Source organism: Enterococcus pernyi, assembly GCF_045371165.1.
Classification (GTDB): domain Bacteria; phylum Bacillota; class Bacilli; order Lactobacillales; family Enterococcaceae; genus Enterococcus_B; species Enterococcus_B pernyi.
In genome coordinates this window covers 115680-136957 of the sequence record NZ_JBIQDM010000002.1, presented here as the reverse complement: position 1 = coordinate 136957, position 21278 = coordinate 115680, and the positions used below count along the sequence as shown (strand labels likewise).

Sequence of the window (21278 nt, the reverse complement as noted above, 5' to 3'; positions counted from 1 at the left end):
AGTATTCTATGGTGAGTGTAAAAACACTTAACTATTACGATGTTCCGCTGTGAGAAATTACTCATAAGAATGTTTGGAATAAGGAGAAGAAAACAATGAATCCATTAATCGAAGAATTAACAAAAGAACAACTACGTTCTGACATTCCAGCTTTCCGCCCTGGTGACACTGTACGTGTTCATGCGAAAGTTGTCGAAGGTACTCGTGAACGTATCCAGTTATTTGAAGGTGTTGTAATCAAACGCCGTGGTGCTGGAATCAGCGAAACTTATACAGTACGTAAAGTTTCTAACGGTGTAGGCGTTGAGCGTACATTCCCATTGCACACACCACGTGTTGCAAAAATCGAAGTTGTCCGTTACGGTAAAGTACGTCGTGCGAAATTGTACTACCTACGTGCATTACACGGAAAAGCAGCTCGTATCAAAGAAATCCGTCGTTAATTTCTTATTATCAGACAGAGGAAGAACCCTTGAATTTTCAAGGGTTCTTTTTTTCTTTACGACAAGTAGGGTTCGTGAATTTAAATTGAATGAATATCATCGAGGATCAATCGAAATGTAAATCACCTTTTTTAATGGTGGTTGTGATTTTACTGTTTTTTGATAAACGTATTGATTTGTACAGCAAGTTCTTTAGTTGCTTTTTTGATTTCTTCTTTTGCTAGGATTGCTGAAACCACAGCAAAACCTTGGACAGGGAAGGTTTTGAATTCTGCAATCGTTTGTTCATTGAGCCCACCGATCAAAACAACAGGAATCGAAACGTGTTGAAGGATCTTCTTGAGTTCTTTTTTTGATACGATGATGGCATCTGTTTTAGTAGAGGTTGGCAACATCGTCCCTACACCTAAATAATCTGCCCCCAATTGTTCAGCAGAAATTGCTTGTTCGAGTGTTTGAACGGAAGCACCGATGATTTTTTCAGGTCCAATCATTTTTCTCACCTCAGCCACAGGAAGATCTGTTTGGCCGATATGAACACCGTCTGCATCACAAGCTAACGCAATGTCTACTCGATCGTTGATGATCAATGGAACATTATATGGTTTAGCTAATCGTTTTAATGCGATCGCTTCCTCATAGAAATCTCGTGAATTGGCTTTTTTTTCTCTCAACTGTAAGATGGTAATACCTCCTTCAAGGGCTTGTTGCACTGCTTCTTGGAGGGACTTTTTTTTCAGCAGTGACTGATCGGTCACTAGGTATAAGGAATAGTCGATGTTATTTTTCAAGATAGTTTCCTCGCAGTAGTAATGTTTCCCTATTAATGCGGCTGATTTCATCAATCAATGCGATCCGAAAACTTCCCGTACCAGCTGTTTGTTCCAACGCAAGCTCACCAGCAATTCCCATGGTAAGAACGGCTGTGGTTGTGGCGTGAAAAAGATGTTCAGGAGAACCTCCACAAAAGCTAGCAATCAATGAAGTGAGCATACAGCCAGTGCCAGTGATCCGACTCATTTCTGGACAACCATTGTGCACTAAGATTTTACGCCGCCCATCAGAAATCACATCTGTCGCACCAGTGATCACTACGATACATTTGTGAGCGGTTGCTAATTGATCAGCAATCCGTTGGGCTTCTTCAATGGAGCTTGCATCATCTGCCGAGGCATCGACACCTTTCGTCTTGCTTGCGATTCCCGCTAAAAAGCGGATTTCTGAAATATTGCCACGAATCACTGCACATTTCAAGTTTTCTATGATCGTTTTCGCTGTTTGATTACGAAACTGTGAAGCCCCTGCACCGACTGGATCAAAAATGATCGGGATACCTTTTTCGTTGGCTGTTTGCCCAGCTGAAAGCATCGAAGCTACGGTACGTTCATTCAAAGTACCCATGTTTAGTACCAATGCCTGTGACATTGCTGTGATTTCCGCTACCTCTAACGCATCATCAGCCATGATCGGTGAACCACCGATCGCAAGTGTGACATTCGCACAATCATTGACCGTTACATAGTTCGTGATATGGTGGACCAAAGGATTTTTCATACGGACCGTTTCTACAGCTGTTTTTAAAAATGTATTCATTGACTTTGTTCCTCCTTAAGACCATTGCGATAGAGTGAATAGAAATGATTGGTTGGGCCATGACCTTCGCCCAATTCTAGTGAATGTGCGATTGCAGTAGTGATATATTTTTTAGCCTTGGAAATTGCTTGGTCTAATGGTACGCCCAAAGCGAGTTGTGAGGCAATCGCTGAAGAGAAGGTACAACCAGTGCCATGGGTGTTTTTTGTGACGATTCGTCCAGATGTATAGGAGTAAATATTTTTCCCATCATACAATATATCAGTGGCTTCACCTGTGCGATGGCCTCCTTTGATCAAAACTGCAGCGTGACATGTTTCATAAATAGCTTTTGCTGCTCGTTCCATTTCTTCCAGGGAAGTAATCGAGCGATCTGCGATTTTTTCTGCTTCTGGAATATTTGGGGTGATCAAAGTAGCTAATGGTAAGACGTTTTTGATCAATGTGTCGATTGCTTCTGGCTCCATCAAGGCATCGCCATTTTTCGCATACATCACAGGATCTAGTACAATATTTTTAGGTTGCCATTCTTGTAGACTGCTTGCGACAGCTAACATCGTATCTGCACACGACAACATACCGATTTTAACTGCATCAGGATAGATGTCCTCGAAAACAGCTGTCATTTGTTCATTGATAATTGTTGGTGCGATGTCTTGGTATGAGATCACACGAGCGGTATTTTCAGCGACTACTGAGGTGATCACAGACATTCCATAAACACCATGAGCGGCAAATGTTTTTAAATCGGCTTGGATACCGGCGCCACCGCTACAGTCTGAGCCAGCAATACTTAGTACTTTTTTCATCAAATTCCTCCTTAAATTAGAAAAAAAGACATTCTTCCAGTATAGAAGAATGCCTTGATTGTTTCGATTTCGCATCAACAAAAAGGACATTTGCTCCCTACGCTGGTATCAACCAACAGGTTCAAAGGGTCAGGTTTTACCTTCTCAACGCGATAACGTCCCCCTGCAAACAAAATCATATTTAGTTACGAACCAATGATATCTGAAAAAAGCAGAAGATTCAAGTTTACAGGAGCAAGCCTACACTGAGTAGCTAAAAGCAACAGTTTACTTTCTTTCGAAGTAGCGTTCTTATAGGAATTGCTAGTGCGTTTCTCAAGATGGTATACTAAAGAAAAACGATAGAATATTCTAAGTGTACGATGCAATATATCAAAGCCAAACTTTTGGAGGGAATCTTATGACAGAGTTAAGTAATCTACCGAATATAGGGAAAGTATTAGAAGAAAATTTGCGAAAGATTGGTGTGACAACGGAAGAAAAATTTAAAGAAAAGGGAACGGAACAGATATTTTTTGAAATTCGTCAAAAGGTGGACAGTGGCGCCTGTCTGCATATGCTATATGGAATCGAAGGAGCGAGAAAAGGCAAGCCTATGCAAGCTTTGACAAAAGAGGAAAAAGAAAAGTTAAAGCAATTCTATCGAAGCCTAAGCTAAAATAATAAGCAATGAAATCCGGAAATTGTGGCTTGTTCCGTATTTCGTTGCTTATTTTTGTATAATTTTTTTAAAAAAAGTTCATTGCTATCGATGGATAAGCAATCTTTGTTTTACTTTTCTGATCAAAATAAGCGATGAAGATAGAAAATACGAAATTATTAAAGAATATTTTTGTGTGAATTTAATAACAATATTTAGTTTTTTTATAACTTTTTAACAGAAATATATATTGCTAGGAAGAAGCGATGAAGTTGATTGGATTTGAAAAAAAGAGAACTTGAACAAAAAATAGAATATATTTAATTACTGGTTTACTAGCATTATGAGGATTTGGTATGCTAAAATCCATGCAATTTTAATTTAAAATTTGTTATGATTTACTTGAGATTAAGTGAACTTTCATTTTTGTAAACCACTAAAAAATAGCTAATAAACAAAAAAATATAACAATTTTGGTGTATGATCGCAGGCTTTTATATTTTTATAATTTTAATAATAAATTAAAAGTGAATGAAACATTATAACTAAATAGAAAGGTAGGAGATTAAATTTGTGATCGAATTTACTATCATTACTTTTTTCAAAAAAAGAGGGTTTACAAAACGGAAAACATTCATTTTTTTATTGATCATTATTGAGCAATTTAATATGCAAAGGGAATGTGATTTTGACTTCATGTCAGAATGGAGGATCATTATGAAAAAGATAGTCGCTTGTTTTATTGTTTTACTGGTATTTTTAGGTTTCAATCCAACTATTTCTGCGGCAACTCTAGGAATCAATTCAGAAGTGTCGTATTCTGCAAATGGCATTGATTATTATGATGTCGGGGAAGATGCAATGATCCCATGGCGTTTTAATGGTGCACAAATCAATCCTGGAAGTTCTCCAGGGATATTTTCAACACAAGTGAAATTGTTATCTCAAAACCAACAAAGTGGCAGAGCAATGGTCATGGTTGATCTAAGCACGCTAGATAATACTGATGCGGAAAGAAGAAATCCTAGTGAGATGGAGCTGGAAGTTTTTCTAAATGGGACCTCCTTAGGAAAATATCAGGTCGGCGACCTATTCAGTAATACTAGCCCGTACCTAGATCCAAGTGTTCGTATGATCGGCGTCCCATTTACCATCGAAGGTGAAGTCGGTGATATAAATACACTTGAAATTCATGTCTCGCTACCAGTAGATGCGTCAAATGCTTCTTGACTAGCATCAATTACTGTAAATGCTTCATTCACATCAATTGAATCGTTTACAGTGAGTTATGCAGATGGTGTAGAGAATGACGTTGTATTTGAGGATAAAACTTTCAAACGTATTGAATCTGGAACTGCTACACCAGGTTTTGGTGCAGAACCAACAAGAAAAGGTTATACATTTGCTGGTTGGAGTCCGACTGTCAGCGAGACAGTTACAACCGATGCGCTTTATACAGCAACATGGGAACCAATTCCAACGTATCAGGTCAACTATACAGACGGTGTACCAGATGAAGAGATTTTTGCAGATCAAGTCTTTAACAATTTAGTCGCCGGTTCTGCGACACCCATATTTAGTGGGCAACCTACAAGAGCTGGGTATATATTTAAAGGATGGGATAAAGCAATAACTAATACAGTGACTGGTGATGGCACTTATACGGCCATTTGGGAACCTGTGATTCCACAAACTGTCACTTATCAAGTGATCTATACAGACGGTGTTGCAAATCAACCCATTTTTGAAAACCAAGTATTTTCAAAATTGATTAAAGGCATAGCAACCCCTGTGTTTAGTGGAACACCATCAAGAGAAGGCTATAAATTCATCGGTTGGACGCCAACTGTCAGCGAGTTTGTGGAAGGTAATATGACTTATACCGCACAATGGGAAAAATTACCGCAAATCATTGAACCGGTGATACCATCGATCCAACAACCAGAAGGAAACAAAGTGTATGAAACAGTAAAAACAACTGAAACAACTAAAGCAATAACTAAAGTAATGAAAAAAGATAAAGTTACGTATAGTACACCCATAAAACAACCTAGAAAAGTGAGTCATCTTCCAAAAACGGCGGAACAATCGATGTATTCGACTAGTATGGTTGGCTTGGGTATGTTTATAGTCTTCGTAATAGGAATATGCTGGTTAAAACGTTCGAAATCAGAAGGTAGCCGATAAAACTGAAAGATAATCCTCACGTAAAAAAATATTATAAAGGAAAGAACTAGTAAATAAAAAAAACATCACTCATAAAAAGACATTAAGTCAGATTTTTTTTGGAAATTCAAAAAAAGTCTGACTTAATTATTTTCTTCTACGTAGCTATACTGAAAGCGTAAACAAAAAAAAGGGGGGATAGCTTATGACAAATTGGCTGAACATTGAGGGGAAAACGATTATTGTAACCGGAGGATCTTCTGGTATCGGGAAAAGTATCGTAGAAAGTCTATTGGAACAACATGTCAATGTAGCAAATTTTGATATTAAAGATTCGACACTTAAACATCAACGATTATTATTTGTAAAAACCAATATAACATTACGACAAGAAGTAGAAGCTGGAGTTGCAAAAGTAAAGGACCACTTTGGTACGATAGATGGTTTGGTCAACAATGCAGGCATCAATATTCCACGCTTATTAGTGGATAAAAAGCAAGCGCATGGGAGATATGAATTATCCGAGGAAGTATTTGACAAAATCATCGCAATCAATCAAAAAGGATTATATTTGATGACTCAAGCAGTAAGTAGAATCTTAGTTGCTAAAGGAGAAGGAGTAATCATCAATATGTCTTCTGAATCAGGACTTGAAGGTTCAGAGGGGCAAAGTGCGTATGCGGCAACGAAAGCCGCTGTCAACAGCTTTACTCGATCTTGGGCAAAAGAGTTAGGAAAATCAAATGTTCGGGTAATAGGGATCGCCCCAGGAATCATGGAGGAAACCGGACTACGCACACTTTCTTATGAAGAAGCCTTGGCCTATACTCGTGGCATCACGATTGAAGAGCTTAGAGCAGGTTATGCCAAAACGAGCACGATTCCATTAGGTCGAAGCGGGAAATTAAAAGAAGTCGCTGACTTAGTTAGTTACTATCTATCTGATCGTTCGAGTTATATCACTGGAGTAACCACAAATGTGGCAGGAGGAAAAACTAGAGGATAAAAAGTGGGGGAAGTAAATGACGGTGGTGAACAGATGGTATCAAATTCTACAATTACTGGTTACCCACAAAGAAATGAGGATCGGCAGTTTGAAACAACAGCTGAATACAAGTACGCAAACGGTAAAAACCAGCATTGAATCTTTAAACGAAGAATTGATTGGAATTGCAGAAATCGTTCAACATAAGAATGATTTTCATATCGAAATTGAAAATTTTGAAAAATTTGATTTGATAATGAACGGCAGTTTGAGGCGGAAGAGCGATTTTAATTCTTGCAGTAAAAGAGTTTTCTTTATCGTCAAGAAGCTGATCGAGCAAAAAGATTTTTTGCTGATCGATGATCTGTCAGAAGCATTAGGGGTCAGCCGAAGTACTGTCGTTAAAGATCTACGAGTGATGAAAAAACTGATTTCCTCTTTTAATGTCGAAGTGATTGGAACGCCGAATCGTGGACTACGTATGCGTGGAGAAGAACTGGATCTACGACTGTTACACCTTCATTATGTACAAGAATATTTTGCCGAACGTCCATTATCAGAACGCACACAAGATTTCGTAGAACACTTAGTTCAAAAATTTAATTTACCTAAAAATCAGGGCCTTCTTTTGAAAAAAACGATTTCTATTACAATGAAACGACTCCTTAAAGAAAATATACTGGTAGATTTGCCAAATGAATATATGGACCTTATGACGAGTCATCCTGCTTTTGTCGAATTGATCCATCATTTGGAATATGAATATAGCATCACATTAAGCCAAACAGAACAAGCTTTTCTCAGTTTTCCTCTTAATATAAGTGCTACTGCTGGCATGGATAAGTCTACTATTGATGAGCAAAAAATCGAACAGTTATTTCAACAAATGATAGAGACAATTCATCAAAATTTACTAGTAGAATTTGATGAAACCTTCTTAGTCCATGAAATAAAAGAGCACTTCATTTACATGCTCAATCGTTTGATTTTTCGAATAGAGCTTCAAGATCTGTTCTATGGTGAAATCGAATCCCAATATCCTCTAGCCTATGAACTGGCAAAAATTGGTCTACAGCAGATCGGGGAGCAGTTACAACGAGTGGTTCCGACTGTTGAAATCAGCTATATTGCCTTTTATTTTGAACTTGCATTGAGGAAACAAACCAGTAACAACGAACACAAAGAAATTGCAATCGTCTGTAATACCGGAAAAGGAACAGCCTTGATTATTCGCCGTCAATTGGAACGGGTTTTGGGTCCGCAAATCAGCATGGTCCATTTTTCTGAGGAGGAGTATCAGCAGGAAGACTTAGACCAATATTTTGCTGTTTTTACAACCATTCCGCTGAAAAATGTAAAGAAACATACCCCAATCATTCGATTGATCAATCTATTCAACGAAACTTGGTTGCAAGAAGAGTGGCGTAAAGCAGAAAAGTTGAGAGCCGCAAACGTTCATCACTTAAAATTAGATTTTGAGATTTTAAATGAAAAGAAACCCTACAAACAAAATCTTGATCATATGCTTGAATCTCTTGAGAGCAAAGGCTTAGTCGATCAAGAATTTAAGGAGCAACTGTTTATTAGAGAAAAGTTAAGGAGTACGATTTTTGAATATGGCATTGCTTTTCCTCATGCCATCAATAAAAAATCGGCTGAAATTATTTTATCAGTGGGTATCTTTAGGAAAGGAATCTCCACGATCAACGGACAAGTACAAGTCGTCTTGTTGTTAGCCATTCCACAAGATCTAACGATGGAAAAAGAAAAAGAATTGCTAAAACTGTATGATCAGCTTTTTGCTGTTATTGGCGATCCTGAATTTAGAAGTGAACTATGTCGTTTGGATGATTTAGTTGGGTTACAAAATTGGATGATACGAAAGGGGGTCATAACATGAATTTCATATATATATTCGGCGCATTTGCACTTGTTGCTTACGGACTGCAAGTAATATTTGGAATGAAACAAATCAAGCACTTTAATCAAATCTATCTAGAAATGCGCAGAAAAGGGAAGGTGGCTTTCGGTCGTCGATCTGGAAAAATCAAAGCAGGAACGATCGTCATGTTTGCTGTCGATCAAAAAGGGATCATTATTGATGCGCGAAAGATGCAGGGCGTGACTGTTCTAGCAAAATTTCGTCTATTGCCACAATATATCGGAACAGATATCCACTACATCGACAACTATCATCCTTTGGTACGAACAGAAAATAAATTGGTGCAACAAGCAATGGCAAATGCCAGAGAAATCTATTTGCGGGTAGAACTAGGCAATTATCAAGAAGAATCGCTACCTTCCCCACTTACGATGCTTGGCATTCAATTCAGTTTATGGAAAAAAAAATACCTATCAAAAAAAAGGAGTGTTGAATAATGGAATATATCACAAAATTTGCGGAAGGCTTCATCGGTTTATTTGAAACGGGTGCGGAAACTTTTATATCTTGGATGACTGGTATCGTCCCTGTAGTGTTGATCCTAATGGTCGCAATGAATACACTGATTGCTTTCTTAGGTGAAGAACGAGTAACTAAAGTTGCCAAACTATCAACGAAGAATCCCGTCACAAGATATTTGATCTTACCTTTTTTATCTGCCTTTATGTTGGGGAATCCGATGTCTTTTACATTGGCTCGCTTTTTGCCTGAATATTACAAGCCAAGCTATTATGTTTCTCAAGCACAATTTTGTCATACGAGCAATGGCGTCTTTCCCCACATCAATCTGGGTGAATTATTTGTTTGGTTAGGAATCGCCCAAGGAATCACAACCTTAGGATTAAATTCAATGGAATTAGCTGTACGTTATATGTTTGTCGGAATTCTTATGAATTTTATTGGTGGTTGGGTGACAGATTTTACCACCGCATATGTTTGTAAACAACAAGGGGTTACCCTGAGTAAAACAGTAGAAACAGCGACAGAATAAGGAGGAAGTGAGAAAATGAGCTATCATAGTATTCGAATTGTAAGAGGAACTGGTGGGTTCGGAGGGCCATTAGTGATCACACCAACAGAAGAAAAACACAAATTCATTTATATTACTGGTGGGGGAGAAAAGCCAGCAATCGTCGATAAAATTGCTGAATTGACAGGCATGGAAGCAGTCAATGGCTTTAAAACTTCTATCCCAGATAATGAAATCGCTTTAGCAATCGTTGATTGCGGAGGAACGTTGCGTTGTGGGATCTATCCAAAAAAAGGAATACCTACGATCAATGTCGTACCAACAGGAAAAAGCGGACCATTAGCACAATACATTACAGAAGACATTTACGTCTCGGCAGTAGGGATCAATCAAATCACACTGACTACTGAAGAAGGCACAGTCGGTCAATCTGATAACATAGAAAATAAGCGTGTAGCAGCACGTGAATATAAATACGATACAAGCAAAAAAATTACTGAACAAAAAGCTGAACAGCAGAATTTTATTGCAAAAATCGGCATGGGTGCAGGAAAAGTAGTGGCAACTTTTAATCAGTCCGCGCGCGAAGGTGTACAGACGATGATCAATACGGTCATTCCATTCATGGCATTTGTTTCTTTGTTGATCGGGATCATACAAGGATCTGGTATCGGTAATTTCTTTGCCAATATTATGGCACCTTTAGCAGGGAATATTTGGGGGTTGATGATCATCGGTTTTATCTGTTCCTTACCGTTTCTTTCTCCATTATTAGGACCTGGGGCAGTAATCAGCCAAGTCATCGGGACACTGATCGGGGTGGAGATCGGAAAAGGCAATATTCCACCACAGCTTGCTTTACCTGCGTTATTTGCCATCAATACTCAAAATGCTTGTGATTTCATCCCTGTCGGATTAGGCTTAGAAGAAGCAGAGGCTGAAACAGTAGAGGTTGGCGTACCTTCCGTTTTATATTCACGCTTTTTAAACGGTGTACCTAGGGTGTTAGTCGCATGGATAGCAAGCTTTGGAATGTATAGTTGAATCTAGGAGGAAAAAAATGTCAGTTTATTCAACAAAAGTCACTTCGATTGGCGCAGAAGCTACGCTCTTTAAAGAAGAGAAGCTCGTGATACTATTTGGAAAAGATGCACCCGATATGCTATCAGCCTATTGTTACCATATTGAACTTCAGCCAATCCACGGAGAGATCAAAGTAGGACAACAGCTCTTCGTCGATGAGACAAGCTATCGCATCACGTCTGTCGGAAGTTTGGTCAATGATAATCTAAAAGAGCTTGGACATATCACAATTAAATTTGATGGAGCGGTAACACCTGAACTTCCAGGTACTTTATACGTCGAAGGAAAAGAAATCGTTGAGATTGGTATCAAGACTAAAATCAGTATTAAGTAAAATACAGAGCAACATATCTGTTGAAAGGATGAATAAAATGGAATTTATGTTAGATACGATCAATATTGAGAAAATTAGTTATTACCAATCGATCCTTCCGCTATCTGGAGTAACGTCGAATGCTTCAATCATCAAAAAAGAAGGAAAGATTGATTTGTTTGCTCACTTGAAAGAAATCAAGAAGCTCATTGGAAAAGCAAGTTTACATGTACAAGTAGTTGGAGAAACAACGGAGGAAATCTTAACTGATGCCCAAGTAATCATGGATCACCTTGGTAAGGATATCTTCATTAAAGTACCAGTAAACGAACCAGGACTGGCTGCCATCAAACAACTGAAAGCCAAAGGAGCATATGTCACTGCAACCGCTATCTACTCTGAAATGCAAGGATACTTAGCAATTGCCGCAGGTGCCGATTATGTGGCACCTTATTATAACCGTATGGAAAATCTGAATATCGATGCTGTTGCTATTATCAAAGCATTAGCAATGGAAATCGAACGAACGCAATCTCAGAGCAAGATCTTAGCTGCTAGTTTTAAAAATGTTGCACAAGTCAATCATGCTTGTCGCCAAGGGGCGCACAGTATTACTGCGTCACCAGATATTTTTGCACAAGTATTCGGTATGCCTTCCATTCATAAGGCAGTGACAGATTTTAGGAAAGATTGGGAAGAGACATTCGGTGTCAAAGATGTGAAAGCATTAGCAGCAACAGGGGCGATAAGTCCTACTAAATAAAAAAGAATAAAGAGTCATGGAATGGTTGATCGATCCGTTCTATGGCTCTTTTTTAAATAACGTTATATTTATTATATTCATCCATAATCAAATAGTCACCGTGTAGTTAAACCAACAATGGAATGGGAACTTCATATGTCCGTCTACATATAGTTGATATCGTAAAAAATTATTTTTTTATGATATTCAACAAATAAGCATATCTACTTTATGACTGGATGTTTACTAAAAAAATGAACGGTATATTTCATCCGTTGAAGCAAGAAAGATTATATTCTTTAATATACCGATTTGAATAAATGGAAGAGGAAATAGTTGCTTCATTGCGTCTCAGTGGTTAGACCTTTATAACTGACAACTAGTCTTTCTAAGTGATATAATTTATATAAATAGTAGATTAAAAATAACCGTATGTATATTTTATAGCATGCTTTTATTAATGAAGGAGGCAGTTGATGAGGATCATAATTGTTGGAGGAAACCACGCGGGGATTGCCGCAGCACTTCGTATTCGTGAGGAATATCCAGACGATGAAGTAATCGTATTTGAAAAAAAAGATGAAATAACATTTGTCTCCCAAACAATCCCATTATTTTTGATGGGACATCAAGATATCCACTCCCAAGCAAATTATGCAACACCGCATGAAATTATTGCTCAAGGAGTGGATTTACGCATTCAAAAAGAAGTAACCAACATCGATGCGAAAAAGAAGACGTTGAATTTTAGAAATGTGTTAAGTCAACATGAGCACGAAATAACTTATGACCGATTGATCATGGCTGCGGGCTCGTATCCCAACCTTCCTCCAACTGGCGGAAAACTGAATGAGACACTTTTTCTTTTGAAAGAGCGTAAGGATGCTGAAGCAATTGAAAAATTTATATCAGAAGCCCATCATGCGGTAGTGATTGGCGCTGGACTGGTCGGTGTAGAGATTGCTCGTATCTTAGCTCAACGAAAAATGAAAGTCACTTTGATCCAATCAAATGCAAGAATCCTTGACAAATATTTGGATGAGAATGCCGCAATCGAAGTAGAGAAGCAACTAGAAGAAGAAGGTATCCAACTATTACTAGGTACTAGAGTGACAAGCTACCATACAATTGATAAAAAAATCTGGAGTCGACCTAAAATCGAAGTTGAAACTTCTTCTGATTTGACTATCCGTGCAGATGGCGTCTTTGTTTCTGTTGGCTTCCGACCAAATTCGTTCTTATTAGCTGGACAAGTCGTAACCGGTGACCGTGGAGCAATCGTCGTTGATAAGTACATGTATACAACAGATGATTCGATTTTAGCGATAGGGGATTGTTCTACGACTTATATGGACTTGACCAAAGAAAATATTTATAATCCTCATGCTTCCGATGCTTTTCGTCAAGGACTGATCGCTGCTGTCAATATCCACGAGAAAAAGCAAGAAGTAGCAATGACCACAGGGACTTATAAATTCAATATGGATGGATTTACCATTGCGAATACTGGGATTACATTGAATCAAGCAAGAAAATTCGGATATGATGCAGAAGAAGTACACTACCAGAATCGTTATCTAGAGCGTGGCGGACAGCTTGTGCATGAATCGATTGTCAAATACTCACCAATTGAAAAAGGCAGAAAGAATCATTATTCAAGTATTTATCTAGTTTATGAGAAGAAAACAAAAAAAATCTTAGGATTGCAGGTTCTAGGAACAGTTGATATTTCTCAATATGTCAATATCATCAGTTTAGCAATCCAAAAAAATGTGACCGTGCCAGAAATTGAATTTACGGATTTCTTTTATGAACATGGCTACAAGAATCCTCTAGGTTTTACAAAAATATTAGCCTCTTTAGTTAGGGAAAAAGAAAGAGAGAGTGGTCGTGATGGCAAAGAAGAAAGATCAAATGAAATTAAATAAACCAGATAAAGAGATATCAAAAAAACAAAAGCGAATGATTGAAGCTGGCGCACTGTTGACAGTAGGTGCTGGTGCATTTATCGGTGGCGTCACGATTCCAAATCTTTCTGCCTCTGCAGACAGTTCCTCTTTGTCCGAAAAGCGACTTGTTGAAGATGAGACCATCCAAGATATTGAACATACTTCTGTGGATGAATTGAATCAATCCTTACAAAAAGGTCAAAGTAGCAGTGTGAAGACAAATACTGGCTTTGTAGCTAAGTTAATGGATCAACTACCAAGTAAAGAAAAACTTTCTTCTATGTATGAAGGAGAAGGGATCAAAGTCAGTGATAGTCATACGGCATATGATATCCAACAAATTCTAGGAATCAAAGATGCGGACGTTTATTACCAAACTTCCACTTTATCTACAAGTGATGCGCAAGTAATGAAAATGTCAAGCTATCGGCAATTGATCCAAGCAAATCCGAATGTGAAGGTAACTTCACAAGATAATTATAAAACGGTCTCTCCTCATTTATATGAATCCAAAGAAAAGGCTTATGAAGATTCTGCAAACTGGAAAGATTCAAAAGTAGTTGCAAGTACGAGAGAAAAATCCTTAAGTTTCTCATCTAAAACGAAACCTGAAAGCACCAACTTTACCGCGGATGATGGTGCAGTATTAGGAAATATGAAAATCGATACAGGCTTTTCTCTGAACGTGAAAGCAGAAAATGGTCAAGCAAAATTAACAGATGAAATCAAAAGCGATTTTGAAGATGCAATGGAGAAGAATTTTTCCATCACTTATGAAGGTAGTACCTATTATGCAGTTTATCATGATGAGTTTATTTCTACCGACCATGGTAAAAATCAAGCAGATGGTTATTTCACATTTTCTTCGTCGACACATGGATTGCCTTTAGAGATCAATGGTCATTACTTGGTCTCACCTGTTCAGTTCGGTAGTACAGTCGACAGCTTGAAAACGTCTTTATCCTTGCACGGTGTACGGAGTTTTGAGAACACAGATTCTTGGTTAAATACAGATGAATCCAATATCAATGTAAAAGTAAATTTCGTTGATCAATTAGCGGATGAAAATACAACTTACTATGAAATCCAAGCAAAAGATCAAGTGATCGAGTCATTGAAATATGAATATGTGACCGTTAGTTTAGACGAGCAAAAAGCCACTGATTCAACTACAGCATACGCAGATGAGATGTCGATGCCAACGTATAGTGGTTCTCAATCAGGTATTAGTCCTGGGGGAGCAGTTGATGGTAATCTCGCAGAAGACGCAGCTGGATTAGCAGGATGGAATCAGACAGCGACGTTTTCTGGTGGTGGATATGGCGGACACACGATTACAGCGAATTCGGCAGTAACTGTGAAAACAGGACAGGTTTCTCAGACAAACTTTTCTTCAGTTATAAGTACGGTCAATATAACAGTAGACGGTGTGTCTTATAATCAGTTTGTTGCTCAACCAATCATGGTCAATGGGGTTCAGTATGCTGGTTATTTAACTGGTGCAAACGGAAGCGGCAGTGATTTTACGATCGTTGTGAAAGATACGAACTTTAATATCTACCAAATCGGGGGAGAATTTGCTTATATTTCTTCCTCAATGACGGATATGGCTTCACCAGATGCAACAACACCGGATGCAACCAACCCACAAGTGACCCCAGGAACAACTACACCAGAAGTCGATCCAGGCACAGGTGGCGGAGAAACTACTGATCCAGGAACAACTACGCCAGAGGTAGATCCCGGCGCCGGTGGCGGAGAAACTACTGATCCAGGCACAGGCACGCCAGAAGTCGATCCAGGCACAGGTGGCGGAGAAACTACTGATCCAGGCACAGGCACGCCAGAAGTCGATCCAGGCACAGGTGGAGAAACCGATCCCGGAACGACAACACCGGAAGTAGACCCAGGCACAGGCGACGAAACCGATCCCGGAACGACAACACCGGAAGTCAATCCCGGAACGGGCGGCGAAACTGACCCAGGTACAACAACGCCGGAAGTCGATCCCGGAACAGGTGGAGGCGAGACTGATCCAGGAACAACTACACCAGAAGTCGATCCAGGCACAGGTGGAGAAACCGATCCCGGAACGACAACACCGGAAGTCGATCCCGGAACGGGCGGCGAAACTGACCCAGGGACAACAACCCCGGAAGTAGACCCCGGCACAGGTGGAGAAACTGACCCAGGTACAACAACGCCGGAAGTCGATCCAGGCACAGGTGATGAAACTGATCCTGAGACAGGCACGCCAGAGGTAGACCCAACGATTCCAGATAAGCCAGATGCAGGTATTCCAAGTGTCAATCCAGTTTTACCAAGTCAACCAGGAGCAAGTATTCCAGGTGTAGATATCGTAATACCAGATAAAAGTCTAAACACGGTCACGCCAGAAATTGATCCGTTAATACCTATTAACCCCGGCACGGTCACACCAGAAGTCGATCCAGGTGCCGGAGGCGAGACCGAACCAGGAACAGGCACACCGGAAGTCGTTCCAGGAACAGGTGGAGGCGAGACTGACCCGGACCCAGTCACACCAGAAGTCGATCCAGGCACAGGTGGTGACACTGATCCCGGAACGACAACACCGGAAGTAGACCCAGGCACAGGCGGCGAAACTGATCCAGGAACAGTCACACCAGAAGTAGACCCAGGCACAGGTGGCGAAACTGATCCAGACACTGGAACGCCGGAAATAGATCCAGGAACGGGCGGAGGCGAGACTGATCCAGGAACAACTACGCCAGAGGTAGACCCCGGAACAGGCGGCGAAACTGATCCAGGCACCGGAACGCCGGAAGTCGATCCCGGAACAGGTGGAGGCGAGACTGATCCAGGAACAACTACGCCAGAGGTAGAACCAAGCACAGGCGGGGAAACTGATCCCGAAACCGGTACACCAGGGGTAGATCCAGGTACAGGCGGCGAAACTGACCCAGGGACAACAACGCCAGAAGTTGACCCAGGAACAGGCGGGGAAACCGATCCAGGAATAGGCACGCCAGAGGTAGACCCAAGCACAGGCGGAGAAACTGACCCAGGAACAGGCACACCAGAAGTCGATCCAGGTACAGGAGACGGCGAAACCGACCTAGGCACGACAACACCAGAGGTAAATCCAAGAACCGGTGGTGGAGGAACTGATTTAAGTAGTACCACAACAACTGAGACTACCAATACAGATAATCAAATTGTAAGAACCCAAGTACTAAGTGATAACAGCTCTAACGATGGATTATCTAGTAATAACCAAACGACTAACACACAAGGAACAAGTGACTCTGAAGATGTTTCAGGTAAGCAATTACCTAAGACTGGTTCAACTTCAGGGATTTTTGGAAAATTTGTTGGTGGAATACTTGTTGCTTTTGCGGGATTCTTTGGACTATTCAAACGTAAACGTCGTGAATTACAAAAGGATGAAGATCGTGTCGAACGTGTGATCAAAGAGGAAGATGAAGAACAAGAAAATAAAGAGGAAAATAAGGATAAAAAGTAGAAGATAAGATACAATAGAGTACTTTTACCTCGATAAGCAAGAAATCGAAGCATAAGTGCTTAGCCTCGAAAAAAAGGCACCATCCACGAAATTTGTTTTAGTGGATGGTGCCTTATTTCCAATGATGTTACTTTTGTTTCTGCTGTTTATTCGGTTTTAGGTGTGTGATAGGACTAATGTCCAGACACTTTATTTGGAAGTGGTCATTTTGATTCAACTCATTCCAACTAAAGAATGGATAAAATAAAACGATAGAAAACAATCCATGAAACCCCGAAAATAGTTTCCTATTTTTGGATTTCATGGGTTGTTTTCTAATAGCTATTAGTTACAATGCTTATTCTGCTAGATTTTTATTAGGTTGTTCATCTAGAATAGGCGAACTCTCATTCACTAAATCAATCGGCTTAATAGCTAAAAATTGAGTTTGAAATTGTAATAGTTTTTTCATGAAAAATGAAATGAGATAAATAGAGATGGCAGAGATAACCGCTTGTCTTATCCCAAGAATCACAAGGTTTAGAGCGATGATCACGGTATTTGTCAGTAAAACGCCTAGAGCATGTTCGATCCCAAAATATTTTTTGAAAATCAATGGGGGAACCGTAACCCCGCCGTTTGACGCGCCGATTTGATAAAGAATGAATATTCCAAGACTAAATAGAAAACTGCCAGCGACTAAGGCGATTGGGAAATGTTGGGTGATTACCAAAGCCGGTGTGTATGCTAAAATAATCGGAAATATCAAACTACCTATCAGAGTTTTAAAAAAAACTGCTCTTTCCAGAAAGATAAAAGCTAAACACAGCATCGCTAGATTGATTGCCCAAACAATCAATGTCCGGTCGATCAGCAAGACCATTTCTAGAAGAAAACCAATTGATCCTACGCCTGCTGAAGCAATTTGATGTGGAAGCAAAAACATATTTAGTCCCACAGTAATACTAATGATTCCAACAATAATCACAGGTAATTTCTTTATTTCTGCTTTCACACGCGTATTCCTTTCTTTTTTCACTATTTCTATAATTATAGCAAGTAGTCCAGTTAAGAAAGTAACAACTTTTTCAGACTAAACTGAAAAAAATACTCCGCGACTTTGTTGCTTATTTGTTGACTAGATAATTATTTTCTTGTAAAGAATGTGTACGATTTTTTTTCATTTTTCGATACTCTTTTGGTGAGATTTTTTCTTTTCGCTTAAAAATAGAACTAAAATAATTTGGATCATTGTATCCCACTTCTGAGGCTATGACAGATAGTTTTGAATTGGTTTCCCGCAAAAGTCGCCTAGCCATGCTCAATCGTTGTTCAGTAAGATAGTCAATAAATGTTTGTCCTATTCCTTGAGAAAAAATCGTACTGAAATGTGAGCTGCTCAAATGGACATGATTAGCCACTTCTTTAAGAGAAAGCTCTGGTTCAAAATAGTGGTTTTCAATATACGTGATGGATTGTTCGAGTACTTCTTTATATTGATTCATGTGATTCTCAAGTACCATTTCTTTTAAAAAGTAAATCATTTGTTCAAGGTATTGGATGAAGAGAGGCCTCTCTGACAGAATGTTCGGAATTTCCTCTGTAGTGGTAAAAGAAACGACTTGATTGGTTTGGTTTTGACGTATCGTTACTAATTCATTCAACTCATTGATGATCAGATGCCTAACGAGAAGTGGATCGGCATGTTGATTGGTCTGTTTGACCAACTTCTCAACAAACGAAGAAATTTCGCTTTTTCTTAGTAAACGAATGGATTCTTTTAGATCAAAAGATTGTCCGTAATTGCCAAGCTTTTTTTCATAATCTAAATAAGAAAGAATTTTTATTTTAGGATCGATCTTCAAGTAACTGAGCAAATGAACAGCAGTCTGATAACTATGTGGAATTTCGCTGATTCGTTTCACAGGATATCCGATTGCAATAACTAAATCATCTGTTGTATGCCCTAATGTTTTGTGAGAAAGCAATGCAACCTGATTTGCTTTTTTTTGTAATAGATCTTCATTTGGATCAAAAATCAATAGTTTGATAAATCGTGAAGAAAGGGAAGAAAAAAGTATTTGTTTATCGTGATCGAATAGCTCAGCCATCTTTTCATGAAAAATATCATAATCTGAAAAAAATTTATTTGTATGATTTGCGATCAAAAGAACCATATATTTATTTCCGGCGATTTCACGTTCAAGTTTTCGACCTTCTTCAATTGCTTCTGAAAGTAGTAACTGATTATTGAACAGGGCATTCAAGTAGAAGTTTTTTTGTACTTCTAAGGAATAGCCATTTGTTTCTTTAGACTGTTTCAATAAGGAGTCAGCTTCTAGTTTTTGAATGATTTGTTCTAGGCTTTTTTGTAGTTCATTAGGTTTGATCGGTTTTAACAGATACTCGGCTACTTGAAGTTGAATCGCAGCTTTTGCATACGTAAATTCATCATATCCACTAATAAAAATGATTTGGATATCAGGCAAAAGTTTTTTTACTTCATTGGCTAATTCAATCCCATTCATAAAAGGCATACGAATATCTGTCAATAAGATATCTGGTTTCTGCTCGGCAATCATTGATAAAGCAAGTTCGCCATCGCTGGCATCTTCAATAGAGCCCAAAGGTAAAAAGGTTGAAAATTCAGTGATCATCCTCTTCAATGATTCGCGAATCAAATGTTCATCTTCTGCAATAAAAATTTTATACATTTGCTTCATTCCTATCTATATTTTTTGTAGGGACAACGACATGGATGACCGTTCCATGATCGATCCGACTAGTAATCTTGATACTTGCATCGGTTCCATAGTATAAAAGCAAGCGTTTGTTGACATTAAAGAGTCCATATCCTTTATGGAAATTAGTATCTAGACCATCTGCGAGTTCTTGGTTGATCTCCTCTAACTTGGTTTCAGTAATCCCTTTTCCGTTATCAATGATCCAAAAATGGATAAATTCTTCTTGGTCTATATACGCTTTTACGATGATTTTTCCTGGCCGACGTACCAATTTGGTTCCATGATAGACCGCATTTTCAATCAATGGTTGAAGAATCATTTTCAATATTGGATGATTATTGACTTTTGGATCAATGGTTAATTGATAAGATAATTGGTCTCCATAGCGGATTTGCAAAATCTTCAGGTAATTGTCGCAATGTCGAATTTCCTGTTCGACTGGTATCCAGTCTTTTCCTTGGCTTAATGAAATGCGGAAAAAGTCAGATAAGGAATATGTCATTTCTTTGACTTTTTCAATTTGACCCATTTCTGCCAAGACCAAAATGGCATCTAAACTATTATAAATAAAATGGGGAATGATCTGAGCTTGTAGTGTCCTGACTTCACTTTGCGCAAGATTATATTGTTTCAACGCATTTTCCTCTAACAAAATCACTAAGTTATCAGCCATATCATTCATGCTATTACTTAATTTTTTTAACTCATTATTTTGTGGAGTTTTGATCCGATGATTTAAATGTCCTTCTGCTAAAGCATCAGCCATTTTGATCATTTCATCCATAGGCTGTTGAATTTGGTACATCATTTTCGTGTTGAACTTTCTTGTCATTAGGAAAATCAGCGCGATGATAACAGCCTCGATGGTGGAGAGAATCACCAAGGAACTGCGAACTTCTTCACTTTTTACGGAAGCTGTATCGATTTCGATTTTGACAAAATCTTGTAAGATGTCATGGGCAAGTTTGACCGCAGATTCAACATGTAACATCAATGCTTGATTCTCTGCGAATGTTTCTTTTTGATGGATATTTGCAATGATTTTGTCTAAATAGTCAGAAACATTATCAAGGGAGCGCAAAACGATATTGAGTGTTGCTAATTCTTGTGAGTTTTGAGTGCTGACCTTGATTGCACTGATTTCTTCTTTGATGCGATTGATCTGGTTGCTCTTTTGGAATTCTTCAGGTGTGATCTGTCCATAAGTTAATCCAAGAGCTTCTTCGATGATCGTTTCTTCTACATTACTGGCGATTTGATTAGCAATCGAGATATTATGGATACTTTTTTCATAGGAAAAAAGATAATGTGTATAAAGTGCAATGCTAATGATCAAAGGCGTGATTGCTAAAGATAACATGAGCCAACTTGTATGTCGAAGTAGTACTTTAATGCTTTCGTTCTTTTTCATTTTT

19 protein-coding genes and 1 riboswitch are annotated in these 21278 nt (G+C 38.8%); of the genes, 13 read left to right on the top strand and 6 right to left on the bottom strand.

Annotated elements, in window-relative coordinates; translation table 11 throughout:
* Window positions 1–95: 95 nt before the first annotated feature.
* The gene (rplS, locus tag ACH0AK_RS03215) at window positions 96–443 is read left to right on the top strand and encodes a 50S ribosomal protein L19 (protein WP_002286913.1); all 348 of its coding nucleotides are present in this window, start codon (window positions 96–98) and stop codon (window positions 441–443) included.
* A gap of 149 nt (window positions 444–592) precedes the next feature.
* On the opposite strand, the gene thiE is transcribed toward rplS, so the two are convergent.
* The 3 genes from thiE to thiD are packed head-to-tail and all read right to left on the bottom strand — an operon-like array spanning window position 593 to window position 2845.
* Window positions 593–1234, bottom strand: coding sequence for a thiamine phosphate synthase (gene thiE, locus ACH0AK_RS03210; protein ID WP_438846603.1), 642 nt, complete (start codon window positions 1232–1234; stop codon window positions 593–595).
* On the bottom strand, window positions 1224–2036 hold the full coding sequence (gene thiM, locus ACH0AK_RS03205; protein ID WP_438846601.1) for a hydroxyethylthiazole kinase: 813 nt from the start codon (window positions 2034–2036) through the stop codon (window positions 1224–1226). Before thiM ends, thiE begins: the two co-directional genes overlap by 11 nt.
* On the bottom strand, window positions 2033–2845 hold the full coding sequence (gene thiD / locus ACH0AK_RS03200; RefSeq protein WP_153830225.1) for a bifunctional hydroxymethylpyrimidine kinase/phosphomethylpyrimidine kinase: 813 nt from the start codon (window positions 2843–2845) through the stop codon (window positions 2033–2035). Before thiD ends, thiM begins: the two co-directional genes overlap by 4 nt.
* 77 nt (window positions 2846–2922) lie before the next feature.
* A riboswitch (TPP riboswitch) is annotated at window positions 2923–3020 on the bottom strand.
* A gap of 225 nt (window positions 3021–3245) precedes the next feature.
* On the opposite strand from thiD, the gene ACH0AK_RS03195 reads away from it, so the two are divergent.
* The 12 genes from ACH0AK_RS03195 (at window position 3246) to ACH0AK_RS03140 (ending at window position 17140) form a co-directional block, all read left to right on the top strand.
* Window positions 3246–3503 (top strand): TfoX/Sxy family protein, encoded by a 258-nt coding sequence (locus ACH0AK_RS03195; RefSeq protein WP_062804957.1) that lies wholly within the window; start codon window positions 3246–3248, stop codon window positions 3501–3503.
* 699 nt (window positions 3504–4202) lie between these two features.
* Window positions 4203–4715, top strand: coding sequence for a hypothetical protein (locus tag ACH0AK_RS03190; RefSeq protein ID WP_226075536.1), 513 nt, complete (start codon window positions 4203–4205; stop codon window positions 4713–4715).
* Between the two features lie 51 nt (window positions 4716–4766).
* A complete protein-coding gene (locus tag ACH0AK_RS03185; protein WP_438846600.1) occupies window positions 4767–5672 on the top strand; it encodes an InlB B-repeat-containing protein in 906 nt (301 codons plus the stop codon).
* Between the two features lie 184 nt (window positions 5673–5856).
* Window positions 5857–6657 carry an SDR family oxidoreductase gene (locus tag ACH0AK_RS03180; RefSeq protein WP_010735016.1) on the top strand — a complete coding sequence of 267 codons (801 nt, stop codon included), beginning with the start codon at window positions 5857–5859 and terminating at the stop codon, window positions 6655–6657.
* Window positions 6658–6673: 16 nt separating this feature from the next.
* Window positions 6674–8536: a BglG family transcription antiterminator gene (locus ACH0AK_RS03175; RefSeq protein WP_438846599.1), complete on the top strand. Its 1863-nt coding sequence runs from the start codon at window positions 6674–6676 to the stop codon at window positions 8534–8536.
* The gene (locus tag ACH0AK_RS03170) at window positions 8533–9015 is read left to right on the top strand and encodes a transcriptional regulator GutM (RefSeq protein WP_226075516.1); all 483 of its coding nucleotides are present in this window, start codon (window positions 8533–8535) and stop codon (window positions 9013–9015) included. Before ACH0AK_RS03175 ends, ACH0AK_RS03170 begins: the two co-directional genes overlap by 4 nt.
* Window positions 9015–9569, top strand: a complete 555-nt coding sequence (srlA, locus tag ACH0AK_RS03165) for a PTS glucitol/sorbitol transporter subunit IIC (protein WP_499796729.1) — start codon at window positions 9015–9017, stop codon at window positions 9567–9569. Before ACH0AK_RS03170 ends, srlA begins: the two co-directional genes overlap by 1 nt.
* Before the next feature lie 15 nt (window positions 9570–9584).
* Window positions 9585–10592: a PTS glucitol/sorbitol transporter subunit IIB gene (srlE, locus tag ACH0AK_RS03160; RefSeq protein ID WP_010735020.1), complete on the top strand. Its 1008-nt coding sequence runs from the start codon at window positions 9585–9587 to the stop codon at window positions 10590–10592.
* Window positions 10593–10608: 16 nt separating this feature from the next.
* On the top strand, window positions 10609–10965 hold the full coding sequence (locus tag ACH0AK_RS03155; protein WP_010735021.1) for a PTS glucitol/sorbitol transporter subunit IIA: 357 nt from the start codon (window positions 10609–10611) through the stop codon (window positions 10963–10965).
* 37 nt (window positions 10966–11002) lie between these two features.
* Window positions 11003–11707, top strand: coding sequence for a fructose-6-phosphate aldolase (locus ACH0AK_RS03150; protein WP_153830221.1), 705 nt, complete (start codon window positions 11003–11005; stop codon window positions 11705–11707).
* Window positions 11708–12162: 455 nt separating this feature from the next.
* Window positions 12163–13614, top strand: a complete 1452-nt coding sequence (locus ACH0AK_RS03145; protein WP_226075510.1) for an FAD-dependent oxidoreductase — start codon at window positions 12163–12165, stop codon at window positions 13612–13614.
* Complete coding sequence (locus ACH0AK_RS03140) at window positions 13580–17140, top strand: LPXTG cell wall anchor domain-containing protein (protein ID WP_499796728.1); 3561 nt, start codon at window positions 13580–13582, stop codon at window positions 17138–17140. The genes ACH0AK_RS03145 and ACH0AK_RS03140 overlap by 35 nt, the downstream gene beginning before the upstream one ends.
* A gap of 337 nt (window positions 17141–17477) precedes the next feature.
* On the opposite strand, the gene ACH0AK_RS03135 is transcribed toward ACH0AK_RS03140, so the two are convergent.
* The 3 genes from ACH0AK_RS03135 to ACH0AK_RS03125 all read right to left on the bottom strand — a co-directional run bounded on the left by ACH0AK_RS03135 (window position 17478) and on the right by ACH0AK_RS03125 (window position 21274).
* Window positions 17478–18134, bottom strand: coding sequence for a YitT family protein (locus ACH0AK_RS03135; RefSeq protein ID WP_010735027.1), 657 nt, complete (start codon window positions 18132–18134; stop codon window positions 17478–17480).
* Between the two features lie 112 nt (window positions 18135–18246).
* Window positions 18247–19833 carry a response regulator gene (locus ACH0AK_RS03130; RefSeq protein ID WP_023519959.1) on the bottom strand — a complete coding sequence of 529 codons (1587 nt, stop codon included), beginning with the start codon at window positions 19831–19833 and terminating at the stop codon, window positions 18247–18249.
* Complete coding sequence (locus tag ACH0AK_RS03125; protein WP_023519958.1) at window positions 19826–21274, bottom strand: sensor histidine kinase; 1449 nt, start codon at window positions 21272–21274, stop codon at window positions 19826–19828. The genes ACH0AK_RS03130 and ACH0AK_RS03125 overlap by 8 nt, the downstream gene beginning before the upstream one ends.
* Between the last annotated feature and the right edge of the window lie 4 nt (window positions 21275–21278).

Excerpts from the sequence above, each read along its gene's own strand:
- thiM (WP_438846601.1), bottom strand. The coding sequence starts at position 2,036 with ATGAATACATTTTTAAAAACAGCTGTAGAAACGGTCCGTATGAAAAAT.
- ACH0AK_RS03130 (WP_023519959.1), bottom strand. The coding sequence starts at position 19,833 with ATGTATAAAATTTTTATTGCAGAAGATGAACATTTGATTCGCGAATCA.
- rplS (WP_002286913.1), top strand. The coding sequence starts at position 96 with ATGAATCCATTAATCGAAGAATTAACAAAAGAACAACTACGTTCTGAC.
- ACH0AK_RS03175 (WP_438846599.1), top strand. The coding sequence starts at position 6,674 with ATGACGGTGGTGAACAGATGGTATCAAATTCTACAATTACTGGTTACC.
- ACH0AK_RS03140 (WP_499796728.1), top strand. The coding sequence starts at position 13,580 with ATGGCAAAGAAGAAAGATCAAATGAAATTAAATAAACCAGATAAAGAG.
- ACH0AK_RS03170 (WP_226075516.1), top strand. The coding sequence starts at position 8,533 with ATGAATTTCATATATATATTCGGCGCATTTGCACTTGTTGCTTACGGA.
- ACH0AK_RS03180 (WP_010735016.1), top strand. The coding sequence starts at position 5,857 with ATGACAAATTGGCTGAACATTGAGGGGAAAACGATTATTGTAACCGGA.
- ACH0AK_RS03190 (WP_226075536.1), top strand. The coding sequence starts at position 4,203 with ATGAAAAAGATAGTCGCTTGTTTTATTGTTTTACTGGTATTTTTAGGT.
- ACH0AK_RS03195 (WP_062804957.1), top strand. The coding sequence starts at position 3,246 with ATGACAGAGTTAAGTAATCTACCGAATATAGGGAAAGTATTAGAAGAA.
- srlA (WP_499796729.1), top strand. The coding sequence starts at position 9,015 with ATGGAATATATCACAAAATTTGCGGAAGGCTTCATCGGTTTATTTGAA.
- ACH0AK_RS03150 (WP_153830221.1), top strand. The coding sequence starts at position 11,003 with ATGGAATTTATGTTAGATACGATCAATATTGAGAAAATTAGTTATTAC.
- thiD (WP_153830225.1), bottom strand. The coding sequence starts at position 2,845 with ATGAAAAAAGTACTAAGTATTGCTGGCTCAGACTGTAGCGGTGGCGCC.
- ACH0AK_RS03145 (WP_226075510.1), top strand. The coding sequence starts at position 12,163 with ATGAGGATCATAATTGTTGGAGGAAACCACGCGGGGATTGCCGCAGCA.
- ACH0AK_RS03155 (WP_010735021.1), top strand. The coding sequence starts at position 10,609 with ATGTCAGTTTATTCAACAAAAGTCACTTCGATTGGCGCAGAAGCTACG.
- ACH0AK_RS03125 (WP_023519958.1), bottom strand. The coding sequence starts at position 21,274 with ATGAAAAAGAACGAAAGCATTAAAGTACTACTTCGACATACAAGTTGG.
- srlE (WP_010735020.1), top strand. The coding sequence starts at position 9,585 with ATGAGCTATCATAGTATTCGAATTGTAAGAGGAACTGGTGGGTTCGGA.